This window comes from Gemmatimonas sp., assembly GCF_031426495.1.
Classification (GTDB): Bacteria; Gemmatimonadota; Gemmatimonadetes; order Gemmatimonadales; family Gemmatimonadaceae; genus Gemmatimonas.
Genome location: NZ_JANPLK010000056.1, coordinates 1 through 17,631, shown reverse-complemented (window position 1 = coordinate 17,631; position 17,631 = coordinate 1). Strand labels below are relative to the sequence as shown.

Sequence of the window (17,631 nt, the reverse complement as noted above, 5' to 3'; positions counted from 1 at the left end):
CCCGATCCACAACGTCGACCTCGAAGTGCTCGCGCGCGGACCCCCCGGGTTCTCGGGCGCGTGTGGCTTGGTGTGCCCCAAACCGCCCGGCCCCGCATTATATAATCCCCCCGCCCCAATGCCTTTTGTCCCACACACGTTCCTTACCAAACAGCTTCCGGTGTGCACTCACACCGCGTGCAACCGTGGTTCACTCCGCTGGAGGAGCCGGCGGGGCCGGCGGCGCGATCACTTCGATCTGACGGCCCACGTGGCCAATCACGAACCCACCGTCTTCCGACGACGTGAAGTAGATCCGCAGGCAGGTAAGCGGGTTCGCCCCCTTGCGCAGCTGGTCGGCGCATTCAATCTCGCGCTCGCCATCGCGGAAGATATACGGTGTCTTGCGGCTACCGTCGGACGGCCCCGGTGAGAAATCCACGCCAAGGTCGGTGAAGACGTCGCCGAGCGGGCGACCCAGCGCACGGTCTTGGCGACGACGGCCGACTTCACCGAGGGCCTTGAGGTACGACCAGGCCGTGTCGGGGTCTGGGAACGACGACTCGCGCGACGACGTGAAGGCCGACGGGAGCAGACGGAGCGCATCGGAGTACAGCGCCTGCGCGCGCTCGACGGCTTCGAGCACCGACTGCGGGGTATCGCTGGCCGGCTTCGAGATCGGCTGACGTTCCTTGTGGGCGGCCAGCGTGGTACGAAGTGCACGGGCCGAAGCACGCTCGGTTTCGAGCTGCTCGCGCGCCTCCACCAACCGTTCCCGGGTGCGGGACAGCTCACCCTCGGCGGCGCGCACCGCGTCCTCGTACTGGCGAACCAGCGAGATGAGCTGGCCCTTGTCCATTTCCACGCCTGACTCGGCGGCCGCAAGAGCCTCCGTGGCGTCCGGGCGCTTGCCATACGACGACGCCCGCTGATCGCGGAGCGTATCGACGACGGCCGGGTCGGAGAACGGACGCTGCACCGACACTTCGGCGAGGCGCTGGACCAACCGGCGACGTTCGCCGGGGAGGGCCAACGCACGCGCCAGAACGAGCGGGTGCTGGAAGGGGTCGGACTCGAGCGTGAACCCAGGCAGGTAGGCACGGGCTGAGCCAAGGAAGACACTGCGCGCGTGGCCTCCCACGGCGTCGGAGAGGGCAAATGTATCCGAGTGCCGCAGCATGAAGCAGAGACCGAGACCGAACATCTCGGCCGCGAACTGCTCCGGTGGCATCACGTAGCCGCCGTCTGGCAATTCTGTGAGCAGCAGCACGGGCATCGTGCGCGCCGGATCGCAGAGGACGAAGCGCACGAAAGCGTCGAGCGTGCCCGCTTCGAGCTGCGTCGGAATCCGCTGGAGCGGGCCGTCGTTCGACACGAGCGTGAACTGCGTGTCGAGCTCGGAGAGCAAACGCGGCGGTCGCACCGGCGGAGGCGCGCCATTGCTAAGGCCTCCGTCCGTGCCAACGCGGATGTTCACCTGACGGTGCACGGACCCGTTCGAATTCGTGGTCACCACGTACGTGACGTGGGTAGACCATTGCAGCGATCGGTCGAGCGGATCGGGCGCGTGCACGACGATGTCGGCCAACGCCGTGCCGCCTTCGCGGTACGGTGCCCACCGGAGGATCCGTCCACCATCAAGCGTATGGTTGGAGGGCGTTTCCCAGTTTAACTGCTGGCCCTGATCGAGTCCGAGCCACGCAACACACGCGGCCAGAAAGGCAGAGTCGGCGTCTGTCGCCGCAGTGCGCGCCGTCAGATCAAAGTGTAGCGCAAGTCGTGGTTGCACGGTCGTCATGATTGACATTCTCTTGTTGCACTTCCGAGAATCGGAGTGCAATGCCAAGCTTTCGCGCTATGCGAATTCTACTTCAGCGTGTGAGCAAGGCCGAAGTTCGTATCCGGCCGAATGATCTCGAGACGGGATCGAGAGTCTCCGGGCGCATCCAGTCTGGCTATCTGCTCTTGGTGGGGTTTACGCACACGGACACCGAGTCGGAAATCCGATGGATGGCCGACAAGATCGTCGGCCTTCGCCTCTTTGCAGACACTGACGGGAAACTTAATCACGATATCGCGGAGAGCGCAGGGGCGCTCTTGGTCGTATCGCAGTTCACGCTGTACGCCGATGTCAGAAAGGGAAAGCGTCCAAGCTTCGTTGACGCCGCCCGACCGGAAACCGCTTTCACACTATATAACCAATTCGTGATGCTTTTGCGCCATCACCAGATAGTGGTCCAAACCGGGGAGTTCGGCGCCACGATGGACGTCGAGCTGGTGAATGATGGTCCGGTCACAATCTGGCTCGAACGCGAGGCGGCAATCGCATCGGTTTGAACGAACGGGGCCGGCAGTAACCTTCACGCCAGGGTCGGGAGCATCAAGTGTCAACTTTACCTGACAGTCGGCACTCGCACCGCGCCGCCGCCGACTCCGAATGTCGCCGCGTGACAACCATCACACCTCCGGCGCTCCCATGCAACACGTGGCATTTGCCATGCCACGGCCAGTCCAAACGCGACAGGTCTCGGCGAGGGGTCATTGCCCAGCGCTGACGCGCGTCAGCGCCTGTTCCAGGTCGGCGATAATGTCGACGACATGCTCCAAGCCGACGCTGACCCGAATCAAACCATCGGAAATCCCCACGGCTGCCCGCTCCGCCGGCGTCAGCTTCGAGTGCGTCGTCGATGCCGGATGCGTCACGATCGTGCGCGTGTCGCCGAGGTTCGCCGAATGCGACACCATCTGCACCGCGTCGAGGAACCGTCGTCCCGCTTCGAGTCCACCCTGTATCTCGAGCACGACGATGCCGCCGCCCTGGGACATCTGCGTGCGTGCCAGATCGTGCTGCGGGTGCGACGGCAGAAACGGATATCGGACCGCCGACAGCGCGGGATGCCCCTCGAAATGCTGCGCGAGCGCGAGCGCATTGGAGCAATGGCGATCCATGCGTACCGCCAACGTCTCCAGCGACTTCGACAGCAGCCACGCGTTGAACGCGCTCATGGCGGGGCCGGTATGCCGCGCGAAGAAGCGGCAGTCGGCGATGTATGTCGCATCGCCGACGATGGCGCCGCCGAGCGCACGTCCCTGTCCATCGATGTATTTCGTGGCCGAATGGATCACGACGTTCGCGCCAAGGGCGAGGGGGCGCTGCAGATAGGGGGTGGCAAAACAGTTGTCGACCACCAGCGGAATGCCGCGCGCTGCCGAGAATTCGCCAAGCCAGCGCAGATCGAGCAGTCCGAGCCCCGGGTTCGACGGCGTCTCGACGAAGATCAGCTTCGTGGTGGGACGAACCAGTCGCTCCCACGACGTGCGATCGGCCGCGTCCGCATAATCGGATGACACGCCCCACTTGGGCAGGATGCGTGTGAAGATCTGGTGGGTCGAGCCGAACAGCGCACGCGACGCCAGCACGTGATCGCCGGATGACACCCGCGCCGCGATGGCCGTAAATACCGCCGACATACCCGACGACGTGGCGATGCCGTCTTCTCCGCCTTCGAGCAGGCAGAGCTTGCGCACGAACTCGTCGGTGTTCGGATTCGCGTACCGGCTGTAGATGTTGCCGGCGACCTCTTCGCTGAACAGCGCCCGCGCATGCTCTGCATCGTCGAATCGGAAGCTCGACGTCAGATACAACGGAACGGAGTGCTCGCGTTCAGCGGAGACCGGCGCCTGCGTGCGGATGGCGAGCGTCTCGAAATGGGCCTGATCGTCGGACATGCGCGGGTGGGATGCGAGGAGAATTGCCGTCGCCTAAACTTACTCGTATGGCTGCCTCCGTTCCTCCCACGTCCGCTCCGGGAACCCGTCCCCGAGTGATCCTCGCGTCCCAGTCTCCGCGCCGTCGGGAGCTGCTCGCCCTGATCGGCATCGCGCACGAGGTGCGTCCGGCTGATGTGGACGAATCGGTGCACCCGGATGAAGCACCGGTTCCGCACTGCGAACGTCTGGCGCGGGAGAAGGCGCACACCCTGGCCGTACAGTATCCCGACGCCGTGGTCATCGGTTCGGACACGATCGTGGTGATCGACGGCGACATTCTGGGCAAACCCGGCAACCGGGCCGAAGCCATCGCCATGATTACGCGGCTGAGCGGCCGGACGCACACCGTGTTCACGGCCGTCGCCGTCGCGCATGGAGGCGTGACGCTGTCCGGCGTCGAGTCCGTGTCGGTCACCTTCCGGCCGCTCGACGAGGCGCAGATCGCCGCGTACGTGGACACCGGTGAGCCGATGGACAAGGCCGGTGCATACGGCATTCAAGGCTTCGGGGCCACCAACGTGGAGCGTATCGACGGCGACTACTTCGCCGTCATGGGACTCCCGCTGGGCCGCATGGTCGGACTGCTGCGCGATCTGGGGTTCAGCTACGCCTTCGGCCCACTCACGGTCGCCGACCGCGGGGCGTGATAGCGCTCCTGCCAGCGCGTGAGCATGGCCCGAACGTCGTCCACCGTTATTCGCTGCATCCGGTCGAGGCGGTACGTCATATCGAGGGGATACTCCTCACCCGGATCGCCGTAGGCATCGATCATCAGATCGCGCGAGAAGTCGTACGGCCCGACCCGCTTGGGATTGGTGTACCCGAGCAGCGAGATCACGGGCGTGCGCAACGCCACGGCCAGATGCAACGGACCGGTGTCGGGGGAGAGCGCCACCGCCGCTCCGTCGAGAATCGCCGCTAGCCGCCGCAAGCCGCTGCCGAGCGCGGAGTGCGCCATCGGCGCGTCGCGCAGGATGATCGCTTCGGCCGCCACCTCGCGAGGTGAGCGCCCGCCCACGAGCACCGGCTGGAGCCCGAACTCGTTCCACAGCAAGTGACACACGGCGGCCCATCGCTCGGGCATCCAGTCTTTGGCTTCCTTGCTGGTGGCCACGACGATGGGTGCGATCGGCCGATCGAACTGCGCATGGAAGTCGCGTTGCCAGGCCCGCTCTTCGTCATTCCACGGGCCCAACGTCCACTGCGGAGCGCCGTGCGGCACACCGAGTGCATCGATGAACTCGAAGTACTGATCCTGCACATGCTGGCCGGTGTGCGGCGGTATGCGATGGGTCGTGAACAACCAGTTGGCGTCGCGCGCGCGTTCGCGATCGAAGCCCAGTTTCACCGGTGCGTTCGTCACGCTCGTGATGAGGCCCGCCTTGAAGTACACCTGCAGGGCCAGCACGACATCGAAGCGTCGGGAGGCCAGTTCGCGACGGGTATCCAGGAACGCCTTCCACCCCTTCGATCGATCGAAGAGGACGATGTCGTCGACCAACGGATGTCCGCGCACCAACGTAGCCGGTCCGGGCTGCAGTACCCACGTGATGCGCGACGCCGGTGCATGCGCCTTGATCGCATGGATGATCGGCATGACGTGCACGGCGTCACCGACCGCACTCATCATCACGATACCGACGCGATCGAGTGCCAGGGACGGCAGGGGAGGGGTGGTGGAGGAAGCGGTCACGCTAGCGTTCATCGGGGTGTGAAGCGGACGTCAACTCGGCGGCCACGCTGTCGGTAAAGGCGGCGATGCGGGCGTCCGTCACGTCGCAGCCGAAATGCGTGCGCCACTTGCGCACCGACCGCGTGAGTCGAGCGACGTTGGCGCGCATGGTTTCGTCCGGCGAACGCGACGGGTCCCAGCGAACGACGTCGACGTCGATGATCAGCGCCTCGATGCCACCGGCCGTGGGCCGCAGTAGAATATTCTTGACGTTGAGATCCGGATGAATCACGCCGTGACTGGCCAGTTGTATGAGCAGCCGCTGGGTGGATGCCAACGCCGTCTCGCAATCCACGAAGGGGGCGAGGCCGGCGAGTACCATGCCGAGGTCGGCGGCGTCGGCGACGAGGCGCGTCACGACGTCGACATGACAGAGCCCGAAGGACGCCGGATAGCGCGCAAAACCGAGCACTTCGGTGGTTGGGACGCCGGCGGCGCGCAACGCGGCCGACCGCTCCATCTCCACCGGGGCACGGGTGGGGCGTCGAAAGCGGTCGGCGGTCAGCGGCGCCAGCAGGCCGCCGTGCCAGCCGTGACGAACAACGACCGGGATACCGCACTCCGGAAGCGTGGCCACATACACCGGTGCGCGACCGCGCATCGCGCGCGGCTGCGGCTGCTCGGCGGCCCAATCGTACAGTGTGTCGTGTTCGCGTACGATTTCCACCAGATCATCGACCGCGGTGGGAATGCCCGTTACGTCGGCGCGGCCGACCGCTCGGGTGAGCGGCGTGTGACTCATGACGCCGACCAGCCGGACAGCACCTGCCAGACATCCGGCGGTGCGCCATGCTGTCGCGCCACGGCGAGTTCGCTGCGCGACGTACAGCAGTTCGGGTCGGCGAGCGCATCACGCACGGCATCGCTGACCAGAATTTCCCCGCCGGCGGCTAGACTGCACAAACGGTTCGCGACATTCACGGTGTCGCCGATGAGCGTGAACTCGAGCCGGCGCGGTGATCCGATGTTGCCGACGAATGCGTCGCCGGAGTGAATCCCGATGCCGACGCTGAGCAGCGGACGGCCCTCGGCCGTCCAGCGGGCATTCAGTGCGCTCAGCGCCAGCTGCATGTCGAGCGCCGCGGCCACGGCGCGACCGGCATCGTGCTCGCCGGCTTCCGGCACGCCCCAATACGCCATGATGGCGTCGCCGATGAACTTATCGAGCGCGCCCTCGTGCCGGAACACGCAATCGACCATCGCGCCGAAGTATTCGTTCAGCTGGTCGGCCATCTGGGTTGGCGGCAGCGACTCGGCGATCGAGGTGAATCCACGGATATCGCTGAACAGCACGACCACATGCTGACGCGCGCCACCAGGCGCGACGCGGCCGGTGCTGTCGGCGATGCGACGCGCGATCTGCGGGGCGAAGTAGCGTTCAAAATTCGCGCGCACGCGAGCGGCCTGCTGCAGCCGTGCGGTCGCGGCTTCGCGTTCAACGGCCGCCGAGGCGATCCCCGCGAAGGCTACGAGAAACGCGAGATCTTCATCGGTGAAGACATCGGTGTCCCGCAGATGATCCACGTACAGGACGCCGAGCGTGGTGGTCTGCTCGCCGATCAGCGGCGCGGCCATCGCCGACTGTACGGACTGCTGCAGCACGGACGCACCGGCCGTGCGCGCGTCTGCGCCCGCATCGTTGGTGAGCAGCGCGACCTGCCGTTCGGCCACACCGTTGGCGATGGCCCGAGGAACGGGCCGCGGAATATTGCCCCGACGATCGCGCGACACCCGCGTCTGCAGCAGTCCGTCGCTGTCGCGCAGGAGAATGGCCACGCGGTCGGCATCGAAGCTGCGAAAAAGGTCGCCGGCCAGCGCCTCGAGCAGCGCGTCGAGATCGGTAGAGCCACCGAGGTGCTGCGCGATTCCGACCAGTTGCGCGAGGCGCGCCGCCGCCTGTCCGTGACCCGCGGTGACGTGGGCCACATCGGCCAGCGACTGTTCGCGCGAGGGCACGCGACGCTCGAAGAGCACGGTTGAACCGCCATCGAACGCTGGCACCGGCGACGCCGACGGTGATGCCGCTGGCGACGCTGATGCGGACGGAGACGGCGATCGGGTGCCGACCGGGTCTTCGTGCAGCAGCGTGAACGCGACGGTGCCGAAGGCCAGCGTGTCACCGGGAAGCACGGTCGCACGCTGCACGCGCGCGCCGTTGACCCAGGTGCCATTGCGTGACTTCAGATCCTCCACCTCGAGCGTGCCCGAATCCGATACCCGAAGCTCGGCGTGACGACGTGAAACCGCCGGATCGAGGATGGGCAGCGTGCACGAGAGCTCGCGACCCGCGACAAAGCCGGTGCGTCCGGTGAGCGGAAAGCGCCGGTCACCCGAGGCTGAGACGAGCACGAGGGACATGGAGATTACGACGCTGCGCGGGACGACGCTGCGCGGGACGACGCTGCGCGCGCGCGGCCGATGGCGGTGAGCAGCGCGCGGGCCTTGTTCTCCGTTTCGGCCCACTCGCTCTCCGGCACCGAGTCGTGCACGATGCCGGCGCCGGCTTGCACCGAAGCCACGCCGTCGGCGATCACGCACGTGCGGATCGTGATGGCCAGATCCATGCGCGTGTCGCCGGCCCCGATGAACCCGATCGCGCCAGCGTACGCGCCACGGCGCTCGGGTTCGAGTTCGTCGATGATCTCCATCGCGCGCACCTTCGGTGCACCGGTCATGGTGCCAGCGGGAAACACCGCGCGGAACGCATCGAGCGCGCTCGACCCATCGGCCAGCTCGCCTTCCACCTGACTCACAATGTGAAACACGTGCGAGTACCGCTCGACCGTCATGAGATCGGTGACGCGCACCGTGCCGTAGCGGGCGAGACGACCCACGTCATTGCGGCCGAGATCGACGAGCATGACATGTTCAGCACGCTCCTTCTCGTCCGCCAGCAGCTCGGCGGCGAGGGCCGCATCCTCTTCGGCCGTTTTGCCGCGTGGACGCGTGCCGGCGATCGGGCGCACGGTCAGCGTTCCGTTAGCCACGCGCACCAGTAGTTCCGGCGAGCTGCCCACGAGCTCCATGCCGTCGAGCATCAGGTGATACATGTACGGCGACGGATTGAGCGCGCGCAGCGCGCGATACAGCGTGGTGGTATCGAAGTCGAGGGGTACCGACATGCGACGCGCGAGCAACGCTTGGAAGACGTCGCCCGATAGGATGTACTCCTTGATGCGCCCCACATCGCGAATGAAATCTTCGCGCGCATAGTTTGAGTGCGCGACGGCGGCCGGCGCCGACTCGTTGAGCGTGAGCGGCGGCAGCACATCCGGCCCCTGCAAGCGGGCGATCGTGTCGGCCAGCGTGTGCACGGCGTCGGCATGCAGCGCCTCGAGCGCGTTGTCGGACACGCCGGCCGGCACGGGCACGGATACGATCACGCGGGCCTGCCCGCGCCAGTTGTCGATCACCACCAGCGCCTTCGTGAACACGAAGCAGGCGTCGGGATAATTGAGCGCACGGGGCGGCGAGTTGGGCAACGTCTCGATGTGCCGCACTACGTCGTAGGCGAAGAAGCCGATCGCACCGCTCCAGAGGGCGCCAAGCTCCGGGGCTGGCACCGGACGCATGTCGCGCACGATGTCGCGCAGGTCCGCAATCGGATCCGCCGGTGTACGTGCGCCATGCCATCCGTGCACATCGTCCCAGTCCTCGACCACGCCGTCGCGCAGGCGCCAGGCGCCGCGCGGTTCGGTGCCGAGGTAGGTGTAGCGCGCCCACGACTCCCCACCGGCGGGCGCCGACTCGAGCAGAAAGGCGAAGGGACCACGGCGCAGTTTGGCGAACGCCGATACGGGTGTGCACAGATCGAGCAAGCAGTCGCTCCACACGGGGACCAGTCCACCGGTGGCACGACACTGCACGGCGCGAGCGCGGAAATCATCGAGAGCAGTCATCACGAGGAAGTTCGCCGCCGCGCTCGCCGCAGGGCAAGCGACCGGGTAGCATTGGTTATGAACCCTTCAAGTCCCGTACGGCCGGCGATCCCGGCGGCTGACGTCCAAATTGTGGCTGGCGTGGTCGATGTCGTGGTCTTGGCCCCGGCCCCGCACGGCCGCCGTGATCGCTGGCGGGTGCTGACCCTGCGGCGAGCGGCCGGCGTGCGTTGTACGGGCGCCTGGGAGCTCGTACACGGCAGTATCGAGCCGGGCGAGCTACCGGCCGCCGCGGCGCGACGGGAAGTCTTCGAAGAGACCGGGATGGTGGTCCAGCGGCTGTATGCGCTGACCGTGAATCCGTTCTACCTCACGCCACGCAACACGATCCAGATGGCCGTGGTCTTCGCCGCCGTCGTGGAGCACGCGAGCGTGGTGATGCTGAGCAACGAGCACGATACCACGGCCTGGCGCACCCCCACCGCGGCGCTCAAGCACCTGGCGTGGCCGCGTGAACACGAAGCGGTGCGCTACGCGATCCATCTGCTGCGTGACGGCGATGCCGGTGCCGTGGAAGACGTCTTACGCGTCCCCGACGCCTGACGCTGCGCAGCAGTTCCAGGTCAGGCCGGCGGTTTCGACGCGGCGGCGGCGCGTGATCGCACGAGTGACCGTTCACGCTCGATCCGCTGGATCACGCGGTTCCAGTCGGTCACACTGGGGGTGCTCTCCATGAGCGCCGAGATGGGCTGATTGACGTCGATCTGCCCGTCGAAAATGAGGAGCGCCGACTGCACTTCGCGTTGCGTCAGGCGGTACTCGCCGAAGCCCGGCGTGATCGGCAGCATGTCGAGCGGACGGAAGTCGCGCCCGGTGTTGTTGATGATGAACTCCTGCGGCGAGAAGCGCGTTTCGCCTTGCTCCTGCGCGAAGAAGCTCACGTACCAGATCGAGTAGCTCGGTAGCCGGTTCCGTTCCTTCACCGCGAGCAGGTCGCGCTCCTTGCTACTCACGAGCTCGCGCAGCGACCGGTACGAATCGGGCGACAGGAGCCGGATGATGCGCTCGTCGAGCGGGATCGCGCGCACCTGCAACCCGTTCGCGGGCGCCAACTTCAGCGCGATGTCGTCCTGACGCAGCGTGCCGAAGCCGGCGGGAATCCAGTTCGGATCGAGGGTGTCCCCCTGCGTACCTGACTGACCGGCCGGCGGCATCGTGGGCGGGACCTGCGCCACGATCGGCGAGGTCGAGGCACACGCGGTCAGTAGGCTCACGACAACAGCGAGCAAGCTGTGTTTGGCAGTCAACGTCACGTCGCCTCCGGTTCAGACGGTTCGTCTGCGTGGTCCTCCGGAACCTTCCAGTCGGGCAGCGCCAGCAGGTCGATCAACGCCGACGCCAGTTCATCGCGACCGAGGCCCGTGGTGGCACTGAACGGGACGATCTGATCGATGTCCAACCCGAGAAACTTCGAGAGCGTTTCGAGCCGCGGCTTTACTTCGAGCTTCCGCAGCTTGTCGATCTTGGTGACGGCGAAGATCGTCGGCACGCCAAGATCGGCGAGGAAGTCGAGCATCGTGAGATCGTCTTCGGTGGGATCATGGCGTACATCGAGCAGCTGCACCACACCACGCAACACCGGACTGTCCTTCAGATACCCTTCGATCAGCGGGCGCCACTCCGCCTTGCGCGCCTTCGAAATCTTCGCATAGCCGTACCCCGGAAGGTCGGCGAGGCAGAAGAGTTTGTTCACGTTGAAGAAGTGAATCTCGCGCGTGCGTCCCGGCGTGTTGCTGACGCGGGCGAACGACTTGCGCCGCATAAGCCGATTGAGCAGCGACGACTTCCCTACGTTGGAACGGCCGGCGAAGGCGATCTCCGGGAGGTCGGGGTCGGGACGCCATCCGCCCTGCTTGGCCATCGGTCCGAGATACTCGAGGCTCTTGATAACCAACGGGTCGATGCGCGGCACGACGACCGGCGTGTCGGCGTCGGTGAGCGGGGGAGACGAATCACTCACGTGGGGCGCTCCATCTCGGAATCCATCACCATCGCATCACTCACGTCGGGCAGGGGAGAACGCAGCGCCAGCGCGAGCACTTCATCCATTGTGCGCACGGGATGCCACGTCACTTCGTTCCGGACATCCTCGGGCAGCTCCGCCAGGTCCTTGGCGTTGCCCTGCGGCACGATCACGTGCGAGATGTGGTGGCGGTGCGCCGCCACGCCTTTCTCGCGCACGCCGCCGATCGGCAGCACGCGGCCACGCAGCGTGATCTCGCCGGTCATGGCCACGTCACCGCGCACCGGAATGCCAGTCAGTGCACTCGTGAGAGCGGTGGCCAGTGCGATACCGGCCGACGGTCCATCTTTCGGCGTCGCGCCGGCGGGCAAGTGCACGTGAATGTCGCGCGTGCGATGGAAGTCGGCCGGCAGTCCCAGGGAATGGGCGCGTGAGCGCACATAGCTGAGGGCCGCGGCCGCCGATTCCTTGATGACATCACCAAGCGTTCCGGTGAGCTGAAGGCGTCCGCGTCCGGGTACGACACTGACTTCGATTTCGAGTAGTTCTCCACCCACGTGCGTGTAGGCGAGACCTGACGCCACACCCACCTGATCGCGGAGACCACTCTCCTGCTCATCGTGCGGCGCTGGACCCAGCATCGACGGCAGTTCGTCCTTGGTGATCACCACTTTCGCGTCTGGTGCCAGCGCGCGACGGGCGAGTTTGCGCGACAGGCGTGCGACGCGACGGTCGAGATCGCGCACACCTGCCTCGCGCGTCCACCCACGGATCAGTGCCGACAGCACATTCGGTTCGAGCGTGACTTGTTCCGGCGGAATGCCATGCGCCGCCAACTGGCGAGGCAACAGGAAGCGACGGGCGATCGTAATTTTCTCCGGTTCCAGATACCCGGGCAGCCGAATGATCTCCATGCGGTCGCGCAGTGCTTCCGGAATCGAGGCCAGCGAATTGGCGGTCGTGAGGAAGAGCACCTGCGACAAATCGTAGTCGACTTCGAGAAAATGATCGTTGAAGGCGTGATGCTGTTCAGGATCGAGCACTTCGAGCAGGGCCGCCGCGGGATCGCCGCGCCAGTCACTGCCGAGCTTGTCGACTTCGTCGAGCAGAATGACCGGGTTGATCGTTTCCGCGCGACGCATCGCCTGAATGATGCGACCGGGCAGGGCGCCGATGTACGTACGGCGATGCCCGCGAATTTCGGCTTCGTCGCGCACACCGCCGAGCGCCATACGCACGAACTTCCGTCCGAGCGCGTGGGCGATCGACTTGCCGAGTGACGTCTTGCCGACGCCAGGCGGGCCCACCAGGCAAAGAATGGGGCCGGGCAGGTGGCCGACGCGACCGAGCACCGCGATGTAGTCGAGGATGCGTTCCTTCACTTCCTCGAGGCCGTAGTGATCGGCTTCGAGCACCGAACGCGCGTGATCGAGATCGATCGTATCGTCGGAGCGCACGGTCCACGGCAGATTGAGCGCCCAGTCGAGCCAGCCACGGGAGACCGTGGCATCGGGCGACATCGGTGAGCTGCGCTTGAGCTTCCGCAATTCACGATGCGCTCGCGTGGCCACGGTCGGCGGTAATCCGCGCTCGGCGACCTGTTTGGCGAGGTCTTCGAACTCGTCGCCGTCTTCCTGCCCGAGCTCCTTGTGAATCGCCCGCAGCTGCTCCTGCAAATAGAACTCGCGTTGATTCTGGAAGAGCGATCCGCGCACCTGTTCGTCGAGTTTCTTCTCGAGCTTGAGGAGTTCCAGTTCGCTGCCGAGCACGGTGACGAGCTGCGACGCCAGCTCGGCCAGCGTGGGCGCTTCGAGCAGGCGCTGCCGCTGCTCGATGGGCACCTGGAGATGGGCCGCGATGCCGAAGGCGATGCGCTGTTCGTCATCAAGCGCCTGCAGCAAGCCGACCACTTCGGGAGGCAGGCGCCGCTGGAGGCTGGCGTACTCCTCGAACATCGTGAGCGCGTGTCGCAGCGTGGCGTGCGCGTGGTCGCGCGGCGCCGACTTCGCAGTGGCGGGGCGCAGCGGCAGCGCGGTAACGCGTGCCTCGAGCAAGACACTGCTGCGCGACGTGGTGTAGCGCTGCACGCTCACGCGCGAGACGGCTTCCACCAGAATCTTGGTGGTGCCGCCGGCGAGCCGCGTGACCTGCTGCAGGCGCGCGAGCACGCCCACGCGATGCAGGTCGGACGAGCCGGGCGTGTGCACGTCGGCGTCACGCTGCGTGACGAGCAGCAGCTCTTGTGTGCCGTCGGTTGCCGCGCTGACTGCGGCAAGAGACCCCTCGCGTCCGATCAGGAGGGGCATGGCGACATGGGGGAACAACACCACGTCGCGAAGTGGAAGGACCGGCAGCCGTAGGCTGCCGGTCCTTGCAGTGCGATTCGTGCTCAGGCTTCCTTCTTCTGCCGCTTCGGCGCGATTTCGAGGAGCGGTGGACCGCCGTGCAAGACGGAGGCTTCCGTGACGCGAACTTCGACCACGTCATCCCGGGTGGGAAGGTCGAACATCGTGTCCTGCAGGGTTTCTTCGAGAATGGCACGCAGCCCGCGCGCGCCGGTACCACGACGCAGCGCCTTACTGGCCACCGCGCGGAGCGCGGACTCTTCGAAGGTGATCTTCACATCCTCGAGTCCGAACAGGCGCTGGTACTGCTTGGTGAGCGCGTTCTTCGGCTCCTTGAGGATCTGAACGAGCGAATCTTCGTCGAGCGCTTCGAGGGGCACGCACACCGGCAAACGTCCCACGAGTTCGGGGATGATACCGAACCGAAGCAGGTCGTCGGGCTCGACTTCCGCGAACGGCGTTTTCGGCGTGGTCTGCTTGATCGAGACCACCTTGCCGTCGCCCTTTTTGGTGTCGAAGCCGAGCTGGCGGCGTCCCGTGCGGGCCTCGATGATCTTCTCGAGACCGTCGAAGGCCCCACCGCAGATGAACAGGATGTCCTTGGTGTTGATCTGGATGTATTCCTGCTGCGGATGCTTGCGGCCACCCTGCGGCGGAACGCTGGCGACGGTGCCTTCGAGGATCTTGAGCAGCGCCTGCTGCACGCCCTCACCCGACACGTCGCGCGTAATGCTGGGGTTTTCCGACTTGCGCGCAATCTTGTCGATTTCGTCGATGTAGACGATGCCGCGCTCGCACTCGGCGACGTTGAAGTCGCCGGCCTGCAGCAGCCGCACCAGAATATTCTCGACGTCCTCACCGACGTAGCCAGCCTCGGTCAGCGTCGTGGCATCGGCGATCGTGAACGGCACGTCGAGGATGCGGGCGAGCGTCTGCGCGAGAAGCGTCTTGCCGGTACCGGTCGGACCGATGAGCAGGATGTTCGACTTGTCGAGCTCGACGTCGTCCTCACGGGCGTTGCCGGCCGCGTTGATGCGCTTGTAGTGGTTGTACACCGCCACCGCGAGCGCTTTCTTCGCGTTCTCCTGTCCGATCACGTACTGATCGAGGATATTCTTGATCTCCCGAGGCGTAGGCACCTGGGTGATCGCTTCGGCCACTTCCCGTTCCTCGTCCTCGGCCAGGATCTCATTGCAGAGTGCGATGCACTCGTTGCAGATGTAGACCGACGGGCCCGAAATGAACTTTCGGACGGCGTCCTTGGACTTGCCGCAGAAGGAGCAGCGGAGATGCTTGTCGTGGGACATGTCGGTCCGGAACGGTGGGCAATCGATGACGGCACGTGGCGAGACAAGCCACCTACCTACATACAGTTAACTCGCTTGGGCACGCAGGGTCAAGCGAAGCGGGCCGTCTTCCGGTGGGAAGCCGGGGGAAATCTCTATAGGGAGTGTCGTCAGCACCGGCAAAAACCTGTCCCCGGCGCTTGGAATGTTTGCCAGATTTCATGCTGGCGTGGCCGACACGCGTGGCGTACCGTAACGCGTACCCGGCAGACGCCGGAAAGAGGCGTGGTCCCGCGAACCCGGGCTGTCTTCCCGAGGGAGAAGTCGTAGCGCATGTGGCCGTTCAAATGGTTCCTGTTCGTGCACGTCACGACCGGCGCGATCGGGCTGGTGCTGTTCTGGATCCCCGTCTTCGGCAAGAAGGGGAGTCAGAATCACAAGAAGTTCGGGACAGTATACGCCTACCTCATGTTCGTGACTGCCTCCATGGCGCTCGGCATGGGGACGAACACCATCCTCGCCCCGGTCGATACCCACAACCACCTCACCGATTGGCCTCCGGCCCGCATTCAGGGGATTTTCGGGTGGATGATGCTGTACCTGGCGATTTTGACGATCAGTCTGGTCTGGCACGGGCTGGTGACGGTGCGCAACAAGAAGCAGCACCTGGAGAACCGCCGATGGCCCAATGTGGGCCTTAATCTGCTGGTCATCGCCGTCGCGCTGTTGTGTGCGTACCGAGGGTGGCTCATCAACGAAGTACTGATGATGGGCATCGCCGTGGTCGGGGTGGCCTCCGGGCTCACGAATCTCTGGTTCATCTACACGCCGACGCCGTCTCGCATCGCCTACCAGCTGGAGCACGTGAAGGCGATCGTGGGCTCGGGGATCTCCGTGTATACGGCCTTCATGGCGTTCGGATTCGTGCGCCTGATGCCGCACAATGCGCTGAATCCCAAGATGTGGTCGATCCCGTTGGTGGTCGGTCTGGCCATCATCATCTACCACCAGATGCGCATTCGACTCGCACAGCGCCGGCCGGCGCGGATGACCACTCAGGGTGCCTGACGCGACGCTGTCTCCGTTGTACCGTCCGCCGGCGCCGGTGCCTCGCGCACCGGTCACGTCGCTCCTGCGGTTGATGTGGCGCCGCCAAAAGGATCTTCTGAGCCTGTTGCCCGATCTCGCGTACCGCGAGATGGTCACGCCCTTGGGCTCGTCGCGCCGCGGCATCCTGCTGATCAACGATCCGGTGTGGGTGAACAAGATCCTTACCGATCACGATCTCTTCCCCAAGAACGATCTGTTCGTGGAAGCGCTCGAAGATCTCGTCGGCAATTCCATGTTCGTGACCAGCGGCGACACGTGGCGGCGGCAGCGGAAAATGGTCGACCCGGCTTTTTCGCATATGCGCATCAACCGCGCCTTCGATTTCATGGCGGCGGCGGTTCACGATTTCGAAGCGCGCCTGCGCGCCCTCTCGGCCTCGGGCGACAGATTCTCGCTCGATGCCGCGATGAGTCATCTCACGGCCGACGTGATTACGCGCACCATCTTCTCGGTGCCGCTCGAGGGTGAGGCGTCGCAGCAGGTGTTCGACGACTTCATGCGCTTCGAGCGGCAAGTGGGCAGTATCGACATCAAGCGGTTGCTGCTCGACAAACCGTGGTCGCCGACCACGCAGCCGCAGGCGGTGCGCGACGCCTGCGCGCGCATTCGCCGGCATCTGGGCACCATGCTCGACACGCGCATCGCGACCGAGGGACTCGACGACATCGCCGGTGCCGTGCTCGATGCCCGCGACACCGACACGGGCCAGCCGTTCACGCGCGAAGAGTTGATCGACCAGTTGGGCGTGTTCTTCCTGGCCGGACACGAGACCACGGCCAGCTCACTCACGTGGGCGTTCTTCATTCTCTCGGTGCGTCCCGACGTGGTCGCGCGCATGCGCGAGGAAGTGGAACGCGTGGTCGGTGACGGACCGGTGCTGTTGGAGCACACCAAGCGGTTGCCCTACGTGCGCAACTTCTTCCGCGAAGTGCTGCGATTGTATCCGCCAATCACGTTCCTGCCGCGCGTGGCCGCGCAGGATACTGAAATCGCCGGCCGTCGCGTGAAGCGCGGCACGATGTTGATGATCGCGCCCTGGAGCATGCACCGACATCAGAAGATGTGGGTGAACCCCGATCGCTTCGATCCCGACCGGTTCCTGCCCGAGCGCGAAGGCGAAATGACAGCGGGAGCCTACATCCCGTTCGGCGCCGGTCCGCGCATTTGCGTGGGGGCCGCCTTCGCTACGATCGAGACGGCGTTGATTCTGGCCACGCTGGTGCGTGGATTCGATTTTACCACGATTGATGCGGACAGCGTGCGGCCGTTTGCGCGGCTTACGACGAGGCCGGCGGTGGAGATCATGATGCGCGTGGCAGCGGTTCGGTAACAGGAAAACTGAAAACTCGAAAACTCCCGAGTGAGCAGGGGGGAGGGCTTCAGGGTTCAAGGGGTCAGAGTCGTTGTAAGCCCGGGTTGAAAGACACGGTACCCCGGAACAATGGGGGAGGAACACGTGTAACCCCCCCGGGTGCAGCTAACCCCAACCAGATAACCACCCCCCCGC

Annotated in this window: 15 protein-coding genes; 5 read left to right on the top strand and 10 right to left on the bottom strand. The window is 65.3% G+C overall.

Translation table 11 applies throughout. The features are described 5' to 3' along the window. Positions 1–190 precede the first annotated feature (190 nt). Positions 191–1,777, bottom strand: coding sequence for a hypothetical protein (locus RMP10_RS14445; protein ID WP_310570911.1), 1,587 nt, complete (start codon positions 1,775–1,777; stop codon positions 191–193). A 41-nt stretch (positions 1,778–1,818) separates the two neighbouring features. Here RMP10_RS14445 and dtd point away from each other — a divergent pair, with 41 nt between their 5' ends. Beyond that, positions 1,819–2,316 (top strand): D-aminoacyl-tRNA deacylase, encoded by a 498-nt coding sequence (dtd, locus tag RMP10_RS14440; protein WP_310570910.1) that lies wholly within the window; start codon positions 1,819–1,821, stop codon positions 2,314–2,316. Positions 2,317–2,517: 201 nt separating this feature from the next. On the opposite strand, the gene RMP10_RS14435 is transcribed toward dtd, so the two are convergent. Then, positions 2,518–3,708 carry a PLP-dependent transferase gene (locus tag RMP10_RS14435; RefSeq protein ID WP_310570909.1) on the bottom strand — a complete coding sequence of 397 codons (1,191 nt, stop codon included), beginning with the start codon at positions 3,706–3,708 and terminating at the stop codon, positions 2,518–2,520. A 47-nt stretch (positions 3,709–3,755) separates the two neighbouring features. Between RMP10_RS14435 and RMP10_RS14430 the strand changes: the two genes are divergently transcribed. Beyond that, positions 3,756–4,397 (top strand): Maf family protein, encoded by a 642-nt coding sequence (locus RMP10_RS14430; RefSeq protein ID WP_345785799.1) that lies wholly within the window; start codon positions 3,756–3,758, stop codon positions 4,395–4,397. On the opposite strand, the gene RMP10_RS14425 is transcribed toward RMP10_RS14430, so the two are convergent. Genes RMP10_RS14425 through RMP10_RS14410 form a run of 4 tightly spaced genes read right to left on the bottom strand, consistent with a single transcriptional unit; the run spans position 4,355 to position 9,381 of the window. Further along, positions 4,355–5,443, bottom strand: coding sequence for a glycosyltransferase family 9 protein (locus RMP10_RS14425; RefSeq protein WP_310570907.1), 1,089 nt, complete (start codon positions 5,441–5,443; stop codon positions 4,355–4,357). The genes RMP10_RS14430 and RMP10_RS14425 overlap by 43 nt on opposite strands. A 1-nt stretch (position 5,444) precedes the next feature. Beyond that, the gene (locus RMP10_RS14420; protein ID WP_309670093.1) at positions 5,445–6,224 is read right to left on the bottom strand and encodes a lipopolysaccharide kinase InaA family protein; all 780 of its coding nucleotides are present in this window, start codon (positions 6,222–6,224) and stop codon (positions 5,445–5,447) included. Then, entirely contained in the window at positions 6,221–7,840 is a 1,620-nt protein-coding gene (locus RMP10_RS14415) for an adenylate/guanylate cyclase domain-containing protein (protein ID WP_310570906.1), read from the bottom strand. The genes RMP10_RS14420 and RMP10_RS14415 overlap by 4 nt, the downstream gene beginning before the upstream one ends. A gap of 5 nt (positions 7,841–7,845) precedes the next feature. After that, entirely contained in the window at positions 7,846–9,381 is a 1,536-nt protein-coding gene (locus RMP10_RS14410; RefSeq protein WP_310570905.1) for a chorismate-binding protein, read from the bottom strand. 57 nt (positions 9,382–9,438) lie between these two features. Between RMP10_RS14410 and RMP10_RS14405 the strand changes: the two genes are divergently transcribed. After that, the gene (locus tag RMP10_RS14405; RefSeq protein WP_310570904.1) at positions 9,439–9,963 is read left to right on the top strand and encodes an NUDIX domain-containing protein; all 525 of its coding nucleotides are present in this window, start codon (positions 9,439–9,441) and stop codon (positions 9,961–9,963) included. Positions 9,964–9,983: 20 nt separating this feature from the next. On the opposite strand, the gene RMP10_RS14400 is transcribed toward RMP10_RS14405, so the two are convergent. From RMP10_RS14400 to clpX, 4 genes are read right to left on the bottom strand one after another with little or no spacing between them, the layout of a single operon-like run. Beyond that, positions 9,984–10,673 (bottom strand): hypothetical protein, encoded by a 690-nt coding sequence (locus tag RMP10_RS14400; RefSeq protein ID WP_310570903.1) that lies wholly within the window; start codon positions 10,671–10,673, stop codon positions 9,984–9,986. Beyond that, a complete protein-coding gene (yihA, locus tag RMP10_RS14395) occupies positions 10,670–11,380 on the bottom strand; it encodes a ribosome biogenesis GTP-binding protein YihA/YsxC (protein ID WP_310570902.1) in 711 nt (236 codons plus the stop codon). The genes RMP10_RS14400 and yihA overlap by 4 nt, the downstream gene beginning before the upstream one ends. Then, entirely contained in the window at positions 11,377–13,776 is a 2,400-nt protein-coding gene (lon, locus tag RMP10_RS14390; RefSeq protein ID WP_345785800.1) for an endopeptidase La, read from the bottom strand. The genes yihA and lon overlap by 4 nt, the downstream gene beginning before the upstream one ends. Then, the gene (gene clpX, locus RMP10_RS14385) at positions 13,773–15,035 is read right to left on the bottom strand and encodes an ATP-dependent Clp protease ATP-binding subunit ClpX (RefSeq protein ID WP_171223883.1); all 1,263 of its coding nucleotides are present in this window, start codon (positions 15,033–15,035) and stop codon (positions 13,773–13,775) included. The genes lon and clpX overlap by 4 nt, the downstream gene beginning before the upstream one ends. A gap of 312 nt (positions 15,036–15,347) precedes the next feature. Between clpX and RMP10_RS14380 the strand changes: the two genes are divergently transcribed. Together RMP10_RS14380 and RMP10_RS14375 are read left to right on the top strand one after the other, a co-directional pair. Then, on the top strand, positions 15,348–16,082 hold the full coding sequence (locus RMP10_RS14380) for a hypothetical protein (RefSeq protein ID WP_310570901.1): 735 nt from the start codon (positions 15,348–15,350) through the stop codon (positions 16,080–16,082). Beyond that, a complete protein-coding gene (locus RMP10_RS14375; protein WP_310570900.1) occupies positions 16,075–17,454 on the top strand; it encodes a cytochrome P450 in 1,380 nt (459 codons plus the stop codon). Before RMP10_RS14380 ends, RMP10_RS14375 begins: the two co-directional genes overlap by 8 nt. Positions 17,455–17,631 lie beyond the last annotated feature (177 nt).

Bases quoted from the DNA above. Each gene is read 5' to 3' on its own strand.
- clpX (WP_171223883.1), bottom strand. From the start codon at position 15,035: ATGTCCCACGACAAGCATCTCCGCTGCTCCTTCTGCGGCAAGTCCAAG.
- RMP10_RS14420 (WP_309670093.1), bottom strand. From the start codon at position 6,224: ATGAGTCACACGCCGCTCACCCGAGCGGTCGGCCGCGCCGACGTAACG.
- RMP10_RS14405 (WP_310570904.1), top strand. From the start codon at position 9,439: ATGAACCCTTCAAGTCCCGTACGGCCGGCGATCCCGGCGGCTGACGTC.
- RMP10_RS14435 (WP_310570909.1), bottom strand. From the start codon at position 3,708: ATGTCCGACGATCAGGCCCATTTCGAGACGCTCGCCATCCGCACGCAG.
- RMP10_RS14410 (WP_310570905.1), bottom strand. From the start codon at position 9,381: ATGACTGCTCTCGATGATTTCCGCGCTCGCGCCGTGCAGTGTCGTGCC.
- RMP10_RS14430 (WP_345785799.1), top strand. From the start codon at position 3,756: ATGGCTGCCTCCGTTCCTCCCACGTCCGCTCCGGGAACCCGTCCCCGA.
- RMP10_RS14445 (WP_310570911.1), bottom strand. From the start codon at position 1,777: ATGACGACCGTGCAACCACGACTTGCGCTACACTTTGATCTGACGGCG.
- RMP10_RS14415 (WP_310570906.1), bottom strand. From the start codon at position 7,840: ATGTCCCTCGTGCTCGTCTCAGCCTCGGGTGACCGGCGCTTTCCGCTC.
- RMP10_RS14380 (WP_310570901.1), top strand. From the start codon at position 15,348: ATGTGGCCGTTCAAATGGTTCCTGTTCGTGCACGTCACGACCGGCGCG.
- dtd (WP_310570910.1), top strand. From the start codon at position 1,819: ATGCCAAGCTTTCGCGCTATGCGAATTCTACTTCAGCGTGTGAGCAAG.